This window comes from Lysobacter sp. yr284, assembly GCF_900107375.1.
Classification (GTDB): Bacteria; Pseudomonadota; Gammaproteobacteria; order Xanthomonadales; family Xanthomonadaceae; genus Lysobacter.
The window spans coordinates 509,520-522,670 of the sequence record NZ_FNPT01000001.1 but is presented as its reverse complement, the minus strand read 5'-3'; the positions used below and the strand labels follow the sequence as shown (position 1 = coordinate 522,670).

The 13,151-nt window shown below is 71.5% G+C and carries 9 protein-coding genes, 4 tRNA genes and 1 pseudogene; all 14 read left to right on the top strand.

Going from position 1 to position 13,151, the window contains the following annotated elements; genetic code table 11:
- Positions 1–446 precede the first annotated feature (446 nt).
- The 14 genes and pseudogenes from BLV01_RS02115 to BLV01_RS02050 all read left to right on the top strand — a co-directional run bounded on the left by BLV01_RS02115 (position 447) and on the right by BLV01_RS02050 (position 12,855).
- Positions 447–2,852, top strand: coding sequence for a ComEC/Rec2 family competence protein (locus BLV01_RS02115; RefSeq protein WP_091793605.1), 2,406 nt, complete (start codon positions 447–449; stop codon positions 2,850–2,852).
- Positions 2,853–2,879: 27 nt separating this feature from the next.
- Complete coding sequence (locus tag BLV01_RS02110; RefSeq protein ID WP_091793603.1) at positions 2,880–3,542, top strand: MotA/TolQ/ExbB proton channel family protein; 663 nt, start codon at positions 2,880–2,882, stop codon at positions 3,540–3,542.
- A 12-nt stretch (positions 3,543–3,554) separates the two neighbouring features.
- Positions 3,555–4,016: an ExbD/TolR family protein gene (locus BLV01_RS02105; RefSeq protein ID WP_091793601.1), complete on the top strand. Its 462-nt coding sequence runs from the start codon at positions 3,555–3,557 to the stop codon at positions 4,014–4,016.
- Positions 4,013–5,767 (top strand): lipid A export permease/ATP-binding protein MsbA, encoded by a 1,755-nt coding sequence (gene msbA / locus BLV01_RS02100; RefSeq protein WP_254782479.1) that lies wholly within the window; start codon positions 4,013–4,015, stop codon positions 5,765–5,767. Before BLV01_RS02105 ends, msbA begins: the two co-directional genes overlap by 4 nt.
- Before the next feature lie 184 nt (positions 5,768–5,951).
- Positions 5,952–6,989, top strand: coding sequence for a tetraacyldisaccharide 4'-kinase (gene lpxK, locus BLV01_RS02095; protein WP_091793599.1), 1,038 nt, complete (start codon positions 5,952–5,954; stop codon positions 6,987–6,989).
- A gap of 173 nt (positions 6,990–7,162) precedes the next feature.
- Positions 7,163–7,963, top strand: coding sequence for a 3-deoxy-manno-octulosonate cytidylyltransferase (gene kdsB / locus BLV01_RS02090; protein ID WP_091793597.1), 801 nt, complete (start codon positions 7,163–7,165; stop codon positions 7,961–7,963).
- A gap of 3 nt (positions 7,964–7,966) precedes the next feature.
- Entirely contained in the window at positions 7,967–8,443 is a 477-nt protein-coding gene (locus BLV01_RS02085) for a low molecular weight protein-tyrosine-phosphatase (protein WP_091793595.1), read from the top strand.
- 495 nt (positions 8,444–8,938) lie between these two features.
- Positions 8,939–10,840: pseudogene (gene uvrC, locus BLV01_RS02080) on the top strand (excinuclease ABC subunit UvrC); the annotation flags it as partial.
- A 134-nt stretch (positions 10,841–10,974) separates the two neighbouring features.
- Positions 10,975–11,547: a CDP-diacylglycerol--glycerol-3-phosphate 3-phosphatidyltransferase gene (gene pgsA, locus BLV01_RS02075; protein WP_091793591.1), complete on the top strand. Its 573-nt coding sequence runs from the start codon at positions 10,975–10,977 to the stop codon at positions 11,545–11,547.
- Between the two features lie 114 nt (positions 11,548–11,661).
- Positions 11,662–11,737: transfer RNA gene (locus tag BLV01_RS02070), tRNA-Gly, on the top strand.
- Positions 11,738–11,892: 155 nt separating this feature from the next.
- Positions 11,893–11,966 (top strand) — tRNA-Cys (locus BLV01_RS02065).
- A 43-nt stretch (positions 11,967–12,009) separates the two neighbouring features.
- A tRNA-Gly gene (locus tag BLV01_RS02060) sits at positions 12,010–12,085 on the top strand.
- Positions 12,086–12,198: 113 nt separating this feature from the next.
- Positions 12,199–12,274: transfer RNA gene (locus BLV01_RS02055), tRNA-Gly, on the top strand.
- A 239-nt stretch (positions 12,275–12,513) separates the two neighbouring features.
- The gene (locus BLV01_RS02050) at positions 12,514–12,855 is read left to right on the top strand and encodes a DUF5713 family protein (protein WP_175485736.1); all 342 of its coding nucleotides are present in this window, start codon (positions 12,514–12,516) and stop codon (positions 12,853–12,855) included.
- The last annotated feature ends 296 nt before the right edge of the window (positions 12,856–13,151 follow it).

The following is a 13,151-nucleotide window of genomic DNA, read 5'->3' as shown; positions in this document are numbered from 1 at the left end:
CGGCGGGCGCGATCGGGCGGTAGGCGCGGCGCTGGCCGCGACCGCGGCTACAGAACGACGGCGAGCGCCGCAGTGGCCGTGTCGGTCCCAATCGTTGCGAGCACTGCTTAGAGTCCTTGCGCGATGACTTGTCTCGCGCTGGCCTCGCAATCCGACGGTAGGAGCGGCGCAAGCCGCGACCGCGACAACGGCGCGACGACGAACGCCCCGATGCGAGCGCCGGCCACCGGCTTGCAGCGATGCCGTGCCGGTATCTCCGGCCCAACCTTCATCGCCGTTTTCCGACCCGCCGCCGAGCCGACCGCCTACACCCGCTCCGGACTTCAGGCGATGCGCTCGCCTTCGCCGCAAGGCTAAGGTTCCCCACGCCGACTGACGCAGTCCGCGGCCGCGCACGCGGGTTGCAACGCGTAGCGGCGTAGTCCAAACGGCGAAGGAGCGATGCCATGTTCGACGCGGCAAGGACGCCGCCATTGGGGAAGTTCGTCGCGGTCGCGCTGCTCGCCGGCATCGGCGCGGCGCTGGCCTCGCCGCGGCTGCTTCCCTGGCAGGCGATGGCGCTGTTGTTGCCTGCGGCGACGGCGGCTTGGTGGCGGTTGCGGCGCGCCCGCGCGCCGGCCGCGTTCGCGTTCGGCTTCGCGTTGGCGAGCCTGCATGCGGCCCACGCGCTGGCGCTGCAATTGCCGCCGGACTGGGAAAAGCGCGACGTCGTCGTGAGCGGCCGCATCGTCGACCTGCCCACGCACGAGGCGCGCCGCACTCAGTTCCGCTTCCGCGTCGACGACGACGCGACGCAGCCGCCACCGCTGCGCGGGCGCCTGCTGCGGCTGGCGTGGTACGACGACGACCCGCAACCGCGCGCGGCGCTGAAGGCCGGCCAGCGCTGGCGACTGCAGGCGCGGGTGCGGGCGCCGCGCGGATTGCGCAACCCGGGCGGCCCGGATGCGGAGAAATACGCGTTGGCGCAGCGCCTGGGCGCGAACGGCTACCTGCGCGATCCGGCGACGCAGGCGCGCCTGTTGGCGCCGGCGGCCGGCCTGGACGCCTGGCGCGAAGCGATGTGCGGGCGCATCGCCGCGGCGGTGGCCACGCCGGGTTCGCGCTTCGTGCGCGCGCTCGCGCTCGGCGACACCCGCGGCCTCGACGACGCCGACTGGGAGGTGCTGCGCGGCAACGGCCTGACCCACCTGATCGCGATCTCCGGTTTCCATGTCGGTCTGGTCGCCGGCTTCTTCGCCCTGGTCGTGCGCGGCCTGTGGTGGCTGTGGCCGGGCCTGGGCCGGCGCGTGCCGGCAGTGGCCGCGGCGGCGGTCGCGGCGATGCTCGGCGGCTTGTTGTACGCGGCCGCGGCCGGCTTCGCCCTGCCGACCGTGCGCACCTGGCTAATGATCGCGGTGGTGGCCGGGTTGCGCTTGGCGCGCCGCGGCGGTCACGGCGTCGATGGGTTGGCGCTGGCCGCGATCGCGGTGGTGCTGGCCGATCCCCTGGCCGTGCTCGGCGCCGGATTCTGGCTCAGCTTCCTCGGCGTGGCCTGGCTGTTGTGGTGCCTGCCGGCGATGGGCGAGGGCGGCTGGCGCCAGCGCCTGGGCGGATTCGTTTCCGCCCAGGGCGTGGCTAGCCTGGGCTTGCTGCCGGTGTGCGTGGCGCTGTTCGGCCAGGCCTCGCTGGCCGGGCCGTTGGCGAACCTGATCGCGGTGCCGTGGTGGAGCCTGCTGGTGGTGCCGCTGGCCCTGCTCGGCACCGGCCTGGAAACCCTGCGCGCGGGCGCCGGCGAATTCGCCTGGCGCTGGGCCGCGGCGTGTTTCGAACCCGGCTGGCCAGGGTTCCAGGCCCTGGCCGGCAGCGGTCTGGCGCTGTGGTGGCTGCCGGAGCCGCGCGGGTTCGCCTTGCCGCTGGCGTTGCTCGGCGCGTTCTGGTTGCTGCTGCCGCGCGGCACTCCGGGCAAGGCGCTGGCGGTCTTGCTGTGGCTGCCGCTGCTCTGGCCGGACCGGCGCCTGCCCGCGCCGGGCGAGGCCGAACTGGTGGTGATCGACGTAGGGCAGGGGCTGGCGGTGCTGGTGCGCACCGCCAACCACAGCCTGCTGTTCGATGCCGGCCCGGCGGTGCGCGACGGCTTCGACGCCGGCGAACGCGCGGTGGTGCCGGCGCTGCGCGCGCTGGGCGTGCGTCGGCTCGACGCGGCGGTCGCCAGCCACGGCGACCAGGATCATGCCGGCGGCCTGGCCGCGGTGCTGCGCGCGTTTCCCGCGCCGCTGCGGTGGGCGCCGCCGGAGGTCGAAGGCGAGGCGCTGCGCGGCCTGCGCCTGCAGGCCTGCGAGGCCGGCCGCGAATGGCGCTGGGACGGCGTGCGCCTGCGCTTCCTGCATCCGCCCGCGCACTTTCCTTATCTGCGCAACGAGTCCAGCTGCGTGCTGCGCATCGACGGCGAACACGGCAGCGCGCTGCTGACCGGCGATATCGGCGAGGTGGTCGAGCGCGATCTGGTCCGGCGCGCGGCCCTGTCCGCGGCCGACAGCGTGCGCGCCGATGTGGTTGTGATCGCCCACCACGGCAGCGCCGAATCCTCCGATCCGGCGTTCGTGCGCGCCACCGGCGCCCGTTACGCCGTGGTCTCCAGCGGCCACGGCAACCGTTTCGGGCATCCGCGCGCGGACGTGCTGCGGCGCTGGCGCCAGGCCGGCGCGACGATCGCCGACACCGCCGCGGACGGCGCCCTGCGGATCAGGCTGGGCGCGCCGCCGCAGGGGCGCGCGAGCGCGGCGGGCCCGGCCCTGGAATCGCGACGCCAGACACACCCGCGGCTGTGGGACGCGGCCCGGCGCGCGCCTGGGCTATCCTATCGCCCGGATTGAAGTCGGCCATGGGCCGGGGGTTCGCGAGTGCTGGAACTGGTGAAGGCCGGCGGTTGGCCGATGATTCCGTTGTTGATCCTGTCGGCGCTGGCCCTGGCGATCATCATCGAGCGGCTGTGGACCCTGCGCCGGCGCGCGGTGCTGCCGCCGAACCTGGGCCAGGAAGTGCGCGCCTGGGCCGCCGGCGGCAAGCTCGACCCGGCCCACATCGAATCGCTGCGCGTGACCGCGCCGCTGGGCGCGCTGCTGGCGGCCGCGCTCGACGTGCGCGGCCGTCCGCGCGAGGAAATCCGCGAACGCATCGAGGACGTCGGCCGGCATCTGGTCCACCGCATGGAGCGTTACCTGAACACGCTCGGCACCATCGCCGCGGCCGGCCCGCTGCTGGGCCTGTTCGGCACCGTGGTCGGCATGATCCAGATGTTCCTGGTCATCAACGACCACGGCATCGGCGACGTCAACCAGCTCGCCGGCGGCATCGGCAAGGCGCTGGTGTGCACCGCCACCGGCATGATCGTGGCGATCCCGGCGCTGATGGCGCACCGCTGGTTCCGCGGCCGCATCTCCGAATACATCGTGGCGATGGAGCACGAAGCCATCGCCTTGGTCGACGTGCTGCAGCAGCACCCCGGCGAAGGCCGCGCCAGCGGCGAGCCTCGTCCGGTGCGCCTGGCCGGCGGCCAGGGCTGAGGCGCCGCCGGCATGCGCATCCGCGACCGCCGCGCCGACGACGAGCCGGAGATCAACCTGGTCCCGTTGATCGACGTGATCCTTGTGTTGATCATCTTCTTCGTGGTCACCGCCACCTTCGACGCGCGCTCGGTGCTCAAGCTCGAGCTGCCGCGCGCCACCGGCGAGCCGTCCGGCGACGCCAGCCAGGCGCTGGTGGTGCTGGTCAACGCCGAAGGCCGTTATTTCGTCGGCGACCGCGAAGTGCTGCGCGACGATCTGGAATCGCTCAAGACCACCATCGCCGAAATCGCCGGCGACGACCGCGACCGCACCGTGATGCTGCGCGCCGACGCGCGCACGCCGTACCAGGCGGTGGTCACCGTCTACGACGCGCTCGGCCAGCTCGGCTTTCGCAAGATCATGAGCGCGACCGCGCCGCCGCCGGGCGCCGCCGCCAAGCCGGCCGCGGCGCCGGCAGGGACGGCCCGGTGACGGCGCATTCCGACGCCTCGCCGTGGCAGACCTACCGCCGGCTGCTGCGCTTCGCGCTGCCCTACCGCGGCCTGCTGTGGCTGGCGGGGATCGGCATGCTGATCGAAGCCGTCGCCGGCGCGGGCTTCACCAAGTTGATGGACCCGATCATCAACCAGACCTTCATCGCCAAGAACACGTCGGTGGCGATGTGGCTGCCGGCGGCGATCGTCGGCCTGTTCGTGCTGCGCGGCATCGCCGGTTACGTCACCGACTATTACATGGCCAAGTCCGGCCGCGGCGTCGCCCGCGACCTGCGCGTGCAGGTGCTGGGCAAGTACCTGCGCCTGCCGGGCTCGCGATTCGACACCGAGCCGGTGCCGTCGATGCTGGTGCGGCTGGGCTCGGACAGCGACCAGGTCGCGCAGGCCTCGGTCGATGCGATGAAGGTGATGGTGCAGCAATCGACCCAGGCGCTGGCGTTGCTGGTGGTGATGCTGTGGACGAGCTGGCAGGTCACCGTCGCGGTGTTCCTGATGGCGCCGCCGCTGGCCTGGGTCATGGACAAGGTCGGCCGCCGCTATCGCCGCATCAGCCACCGCATCCAGGAGAGCGGGGCGCAACTGCTGCTCGCCGCCGACCAGGCGCTGTCGAACCAGCAGGAAGTGAAGGTCTACGGCGCGCAGAAGTCCGAGCTCGACCGCTACGGCGAGATCGCCGACCACTACCTCAAGCTCAGCCTCAAGGTCGAATCCACCCGTTCCATTGCCTCGGGCATGGTCCAGCTGATGGGTTCGGTCGGCCTGGCGCTGCTGCTGTTCGTGGCCGGGCGCGAGGCCTTCGCCGGGCGCCTGGACGCCGGCGGTTTCGTCACGCTGATGGTGTCGATGATGGCGATCATCCCGAACCTGCGCCAGCTCACCAACGTGCAGAACATGCTCCAGCGCGGCGTGGCTTCGGCCGAGCGCCTGTTCGAGGTGCTCGACGCGGCCGAAGAGCCCGACAGCGGCGAGCGCGCGCTCGCGCGCAGCCAGGGCCTGATCGAGTTCCGTGGCGTCACCGCGCGCTATCCGGGCCAGGAGCGTCCGGCGCTGGCCGATGTCAGCTTCCTCGCCCGGCCGGGCACGGTCACCGCCATCGTCGGCCGTTCCGGCAGCGGCAAGTCGAGCCTGATCAAGCTGATCCCGCGCTTCTACGATCCCGAGGCCGGGCAGATCCTGCTCGACGGCCACGACCTGGCCGACTACAAGCTCGCCGACCTGCGCCGGCAGATCGCCCTGGTCGGCCAGCAGGTAATGCTGTTCGACGGCACCATCGCCGCCAACGTGGCCTACGGCGAGATGCAGGACGCCGGCGCCGACGCGCTGGCGCGCGCGATCCAGGGCGCCAACGCGGCCGAGTTCGTCGACCAGTTGCCCGCGGGCCTGGACACCGCGATCGGCGCCAAGGGCGGCAAGCTCTCCGGCGGCCAGCGCCAGCGCCTGGCGATCGCCCGCGCCATGCTCAAGGACGCGCCGATCCTGATCCTCGACGAGGCCACCGCCGCGCTCGACACCGAATCCGAACGCTTGGTGCAGGACGCGCTGGAGCGGCTGATGCCCGACCGCACCACGCTGGTCATCGCCCACCGCCTGTCGACCATCGAACACGCCGATCAGGTGCTGGTGATGGACCAGGGCCGCATCGTCGAACGCGGGTCGCACAGCGAACTGCTCGCCCAGGGCGGGCTGTACGCGCATCTGCACCGCATGCAGTTCCGCGAGGCCGAGTGAACGTGGCGCCACGACCGATGCCCGGCCTCGCGAATCCCGGCGCCATGAACAGCGCGGCGCCGCGCTGCGCGCTGCCATGCGCGGCGGACGTCGGGGCCGCACGCGTAGCGGGCGTCGTCAAGCCGGCGCGCACGGCCCGCGCACGCGCGGCCGCAACCGCTGCCCCGACTGCCCGGAGCGCGCGATGAGCGGCGAGCGTCGCGGCGGCCCGCCCGCCTATTGGTACGACGACAGCGCGGTGCCGGCGCACGCGCGCCTGCTCGCGGCGCTGTACGCCGCGGTCACCGGCCTGCGCCGCAGCCTCTACCGCCGCGGCCTCAAGCGCCGCCGCCATCCCGGCGTGCCGGTGATCGTGGTCGGCAACATCACCGCCGGCGGCGCCGGCAAGACCCCGCTGACCATCGCCCTGGTCCAGCGGCTGAAGCAGGAAGGCTGGAACCCGGGCGTGGCCACCCGCGGTTACGGCCGCGACGACGCCGCCACCGCGCTGTGGGTCGAACGCAACACCGATACGCGCCTGGGCGGCGACGAGCCGGTGCTGATCGCGCGCCGCACCGGCGCCAAGGTCCGCGCCGACCGCGACCGCGCCAGCGCCGCGCGCGCGCTGGCCGAGGCCGGTTGCGACATCGTGGTCTGCGACGACGGCCTGCAGCACTACCGGCTGGCGCGCGACATCGAGATCGAAGTGGTCGACGGCCGCCGCCGCTACGGCAACGGCCAACTGCTGCCGGCCGGCCCCTTGCGCGAGCCGCCCGAGCGCGGCGCGCGCTGCGATTTCCGGGTGATCAACCTGCCCCAGTCCGCCGGCGGCGACGCCGCGCCCGGCGCGGGTTTCGGCGAATGGCCGATGCGTCTGGTCGCCGACCAGGCCCAGCCCTTGCTGGGCGCGCGTCCGCTCAAGCTCGAGGCCTTCGCCGGCCAGCGCGTGCACGCGGTCGCCGGCATCGGCGACCCGGAGCGCTACTTCGCCATGCTGCGCGCGCTGGGCATCGCCATCGTCCCGCACGCCTTTCCCGACCACCACCGCTACCACGCCGCCGACTTCGCCTTCGGCAGCAAGCTGCCGGTGCTGCTGACCGAGAAGGACGCGGTCAAGATCCCGCTGGACGGGCAGGGCGGCTTCGATCCGGAAACGTACTACAGCGTGCCGGTGCGGGCGGAATTGCCCGAGGCGTTCTGGGTGTCGTTGCTGGACAAGCTGCAGGCGTTCAAGCGCAAGTGACGCCATAGCCGCCTTACGCGCTCGCGGCTCCCGCATGGGCTGCCTGTAGGAGATGCGCAAGCTGCGACCGCGACCCAACGCTCGCGACGCCGCCACCGCCATCGCGCGCCGCCATCACGCCGCCTCCCCGATACTCGCCGTACGCATCGCGCCCCACCGTTCCGGAGCCAACCATGAGCCAGGACTTCGTCGTCGCCATCCCCGCCCGCTACGCCGCCTCGCGCCTGCCCGGCAAGCCGTTGCGCGAACTTGCCGGCGAGCCGCTGGTGCTGCACGTCGCCCGCCGCGCGCTGGCCGCGGGCGCGCGCGAGGTGTGGATCGCCACCGACGACGCGCGCATCGCCGATGCGCTCAAGGACTGCGGCGTGCAGGTGGCGATGACCTCGCCCGACCACGCCTCCGGCACCGACCGGCTGGCCGAGTGCGCCGACATCGCCGGCTGGCGCGACGACACCGTGGTGGTCAACCTGCAGGGCGACGAGCCGTTCGCGCCGGCCGCCGGCATCGTCGCCGTCGCCGACGCGCTGCGCGACAGCGGCGCGGAGATGTCGACCCTGGCGGTCGCGGTGACCGAGGTCGAGACCCTGTTCGATCCCAACGCGGTCAAGCTGGTGCGCGCGGGCAACGGCGATGCGCTGTACTTCAGCCGCGCGCCGATCCCGTGGCCGCGCGACGCCTTCGCCAAGGACCGCGAGCGCATGCCCGGCGGCGGCGACTGGCTGCGCCACATCGGCATCTACGGCTACCGCGCCGGTTTCCTGCGCAAGTTCGCCAAGATGCGCCCCGGCCGGCTGGAGCAGATCGAATCGCTGGAGCAACTGCGCGCGCTGGAAGCCGGCTACCGCATCGCCGTGGGCATTACCCCGGAAGCCTTCCCGCCCGGCGTCGACACGCCCGAGGACCTGGCCCGCGCCGAGGCCTTCCTGGCCGCGCAGGGCGCGGCGGGCGAGGGCGCAGCCGGCAAGGACGGGTAAGCCGTGCGCCTGCTGGTGGTATGTCTGGGCAACATCTGCCGCTCGCCGGTGGCCGAGGGTGTGCTGCGCGCGCGCATCGAGGCGTCCTCGCTGCGCGGGCTGATCGAACTGGATTCGGCCGGCACCGGCGACTGGCACGTCGGCGAGCCGCCGGACCGGCGTTCGATCGCCAATGCCGCGCAGCACGGCGTCGACATTTCCGGCCTGCGCGCGCGCCAGCTGGCGGCCGCCGACTACCGCGAATGCGACTGGCTGCTGTGCGCCGACCGCGCGAATCTGCGCGACGTGCGCGCCCGCGCGCCCAAGGACGCGACCGCGCGAAGCGCGCTGCTGCTGGATTGGTGCGGGACCGAGAACGAAGGCGAGATTCCCGACCCTTACACCGGCGGCGCGGCCCAGTTCGAGCATGTGTTCCAACTGCTCGACCGCGCCGCCGACGGGGCGATCGCGCGCTTGCGCCGCGAATTGCAGCAGCGCTGAGCGCGCGGTGCGGCTTCGGGCCAAGCTGCCGGCGCTTTCGTGGCAGGGCCTTCAGGCCCGACGCTCTGCGGTCGCATTGCGGGGACTGATCGAACAGCGTCGGGGCTGAAGCCCCTCCCACAACAGCCGTCGCCGCTGCGGTGCTGCGGCGCCACGCCGTCGTGGCGCAAAACCTTCGATGCCGGCGCTTCTGTGGCGGGGCCTTCAGGCCCGACGCCTTCCGATCCGGTCGCCCCACCGCACCGACCCCAAAACGCCTCCGACGCCTTGCCGCCCCAGCGCATTCAGCCGCCCATCCCATCGCCGCCCCTTGCGCTCGCGCATAATCGACCCAATTCAGTTCCTGCCCCGATTCGCCGGCCGCCGGGCCGGCCGCCAGCCGCCGCCGATGCTGCCACCCGCGACGCCCGCCACCGCCTTGCTTGCTTCGTCCCGCCGCGCCGGCGTGGGCGCGGGCCTCGCTGCCTGCGCGACGGCGTCGGGGAGCGCGCGCGCATGAGCGCCGCTGACCGGCCCGCCGCGAACGCCACGCCCGCATCCGCCGAGCCGGCGCAACCGCTGGCGCCCGCCAAGCCCGCCGCTTTCGACGGCAAGGCCTTCGTCAAGCGGCTCAGCACCGCGCCCGGCGTCTACCGCATGATCGGCGCCGACGACAAGCCGCTGTACGTCGGCAAGGCCGGCGCGCTGAAGAACCGCGTCTCCAGCTATTTCAACGCCACGCCCAAGTCGGCGCGGATCATGTCGATGCTGGCGCAGACCGTGCGCATGGAAGTCACGGTCACCCGCACCGAGGCCGAAGCGCTGATCCTGGAGAACCAGCTGATCAAGTCGCTCAAGCCGCGCTACAACGTGCTGCTGCGCGACGACAAGAGCTATCCCTACGTGCTGATGACCGGCGAGGCGTGGCCGCGCATCGCCATGCACCGCGGCCCGCGCGCGGTCGCCGGGCGCTACTTCGGCCCCTATGCCAGCGTCGGCGCGGTGCGCGACACGCTCAACCTCATGCACAAGCTGTTCCGCCTGCGCAGCTGCGAGGACAGCGTGTTCCGCAACCGCTCGCGGCCGTGCCTGCAGCACCAGATCGGCCGCTGCAGCGCGCCCTGCGTCGGCCTGGTGCCGGCGCGCGACTATTCCGAGAGCGTGCGCCGCGCCGGCCTGTTCCTGGAGGGCCGCAGCGACGAGCTCACCGACGAACTCGGCCGCGACATGGAAGCCTCCAGCGCGCGCCTGGACTTCGAGGACGCCGCGCGCCTGCGCGACCTGATCGCCGGCATCCGCAGCCTGCAGGCGCGCCAGTACGTGGACGGCCGCGCCGCCGACCTGGACGTGCTGGCGCTGGCGATGTCCGGCGCCGCCGCCTGCGTGCTGCTGCTGGCCTTCCGCGACGGCCGCAACCTCGGCACCCGCGCGTTCTTCCCGCAGACCCGTGGCAGCGACAACCCCGAGGAAGTGCTGACCGCCTTCATCTCGCAGTACTACGGCGAGCAGACCCCGCCGCGCGAGATCGTGCTCGACCGCGACCTGCCCGACCGCGAACTGTTCGAACAGGCCTTCTCCGCCGCCGGCGAGCGCCGCGTGCAGATCAAGAGCAGCGTGCGCGGCGAGCGCGCCGGCTATGTCGATCTGGCCCGGCGCAACGCCGAGATGGCGCTGGCCACCGAGATGACCAGCCACGCCGCCCAGCTGGCCCGCGCCGAAGCGCTGCGCGACCTGCTGAAGATGCCGGCGCTGCCGCAACGCATCGAGTGCTTCGACATCAGCCACACCATGGGCGAGGCCACCGTGGCCTCGTGCGTGGTGTTCGATTCGCAAGGCCCGGTGCGCGGCCAGTACCGCCGCTACAACATCGCCGGGATCGTCGAGGGCGACGACTATGCGGCGATGAACCAGGCCATCGCCCGGCGCTTCCGCCGCGCGGTGGAGGAAGACGGGGTCATGCCCGACGTGCTGCTGATCGACGGCGGCGCCGGCCAGGTCGCGCAGGCGCGCGCCGCGCTGAGCGAGCTGGGGGTGGAGGGCGTGCTCCTGGTCGGCGTGGCCAAGGGCCCGGCGCGGCGCCCCGGCGACGAGGAACTGCTGCTGCCCGACGGGCGCACCGTGCACCCCGGCGCCGAGTCGCCGGCGCTGCAGTTGGTCCAGCAGGTCCGCGACGAGGCGCACCGTTTCGCCATCACCGGCCACCGCGGGCGGCGCCAGAAGACCCGCAACAGCAGTAGGCTGGAAGACATTCCCGGCATCGGCCCGCGCCGACGCGCTAATCTGTTGCGGCATTTCGGCGGATTGGGCGGGCTCAAGGCCGCCGGGATCGAAGAGATTTCCCGGGTCGAAGGCGTCAACGAGGCCTTGGCCGAGCGCATCTACGCCGCCCTGCACGGGCTGGATGCGCCGGAAGAGGCCGCGGCGGCGCCGGGCGCCGGGCCGGTCGCGGCCGGTCCGGGGGCGCTCGCGCCGGGAACGGATGCCGCCCCAAAGGCGTCGAAGGCCAAGAAGCAACGTGCGGCCGCCGAGCCGGACCCGAAGCGGAGCGAAGGATGAAGTTGACCATACCCACCATGCTGACCCTGGCGCGGATCGTGCTGATCCCGGTGCTGGTGGTGGTGTTCTTCCTCGATTACCCGTGGACCAACCTCGCGGCCGCGTTCATCTTCGCCTTCGCCTCGGTCACCGACTGGCTCGACGGCTGGATCGCCCGCCGCTACAACCAGTATTCGGCCTTCGGCGCCTTCCTCGACCCGGTCGCCGACAAGCTCATGGTCGCGGTGGCGCTGCTGCTGATCGTGCAGAAGCACCCGACCGTGTGGATGACGCTGTGGGCCGCGGTCATCGTCGGCCGCGAGATCGCGGTCTCGGCGCTGCGCGAGTGGATGGCCGAGCTGGGCCAGCGCGCGGCGGTCAAGGTCGCCGCGATCGGCAAGATCAAGACCATCGTGCAGATGGTCGCGCTGGTGTGCCTGCTGTACCAGGAGCGCATCTTCGGCCTGCCGGTGTTCCAGATCGGCGAATGGCTGCTGGCGGCGGCGGCGTTGCTGACGCTGTGGTCGGGGTTCTCCTACCTGCGCGCGGCCTGGCCGATCATGCGCGCCGACACCGGCGGGCCGCGCTGAGGCGCCGCGCCGGGGGCGGTTCGCGGCGGCAACCGCGGCGGGGCAGGGCACCGCAGCCCCGTTAAGAAAGCAGTTGACAGTTTTCTTTCCATGCCTAAAATATCGGTTCCCTCAGCGGGAATAGCTCAGTTGGTAGAGCACTACCTTGCCAAGGTAGATGTCGCGAGTTCGAGTCTCGTTTCCCGCTCCAGATTCTTAGGCGTTCCGGTCCGGTTTCCGGCGACGGAACGCCTTGAAATCAAACCCCCTCGCGGGGGTTTGTTTTTTTAGGACGGGAGCCGGCGCCCAGCGACATTCGGGATTGCCAGCGATCGTAGTGTTAAGGCAACATGTATCGACGTCACCGGCCGGGTGGCAGAGTGGTTATGCAGCGGACTGCAAATCCGCGTACGCCGGTTCAATTCCGACCTCGGCCTCCAATTCGCGACCTCGGCAGCTGCATCGCCGGAGTCGAAAAAATCAGCGGGAATAGCTCAGTTGGTAGAGCACTACCTTGCCAAGGTAGATGTCGCGAGTTCGAGTCTCGTTTCCCGCTCCAGATCGATGCCTCGCCCCGGCGACGCATCCGCGGCATCCAAGGCGTCCGGCCGAGCCGGCCGCCTTTTGTTTCCCCGGCCCGCTTCGGCGCGCCGGGGCGGCAGCTAAAAATCAGCGGGAATAGCTCAGTTGGTAGAGCACTACCTTGCCAAGGTAGATGTCGCGAGTTCGAGTCTCGTTTCCCGCTCCAAACCGATGCGACGCGATGGCGGCGCACAGCAGCGAACCAAGCGGTCGGCGCAAGCCGGCCGTTTTTTCTTTGCGCGCTCGAGGCCGGAGCCGGGACAGGGTGGCCAAGTGGTTTTGCAGCGCACTGCGAATCCGCGTACGCCGGCGGCGCTGGCGCACGCGCGCCGCAGCGCAAGTGTTGGGGCACGCGATTTCGGTGACGTACCATCGCAGGATCGACCCGGCGCAAGGAGCGCCCCAGTGAGCATCGCCAACCCGCAGTTGCAGCAGTACGACTTTCTCGCCGACATGCAGAGCGACGCCTATTTCCCGCCGTTTCTGGTGGCGAAGGGACGGCAGATCCTGATCCGCCTGTGCGAGGCCATCGAAGCGGAGCCGCCGCCGTCGCTGGATGCGCTGTACCTGCTGACCCATGCCGCGACCGAGGAATTCAACCGGCTCGCCGCAGAGTTCGAACGCCACGACAGCGAGATCGAAACCGCCGCGCGCGAAAACATCGGCGGCGACTTCGAGGTCATCGCCCACGCGTACGGCTTCGACTCGGCGGATGTCGAGGAACTGATCGCGCCGCGCGATTGGTGAGGGATGCGGGGTTTCCCGCAACGCTTGCGATCCTGGATTCGCGGGAACGTCGGGGGTCAGGGTTGTGAGCGTCATGCCGCGATGAAGCCTTGGGTTCCTGCGTTCGCGGGAACGACGATAGCTGGGTATCGCCGCGCTTCTCACAGGCCGTCATCCCCGCGAAGGCGGGGATCCAGAGATTTCAGCGTCATGTCGCGATGAAGCCTGGGTTCCCGCTTTTGCAGGAACGACGGTAGCCAGGTTTCTCCGCGCCTCTCGCAGACCGTCATCCCCGCGAAGGCGGGGATCCATAGACT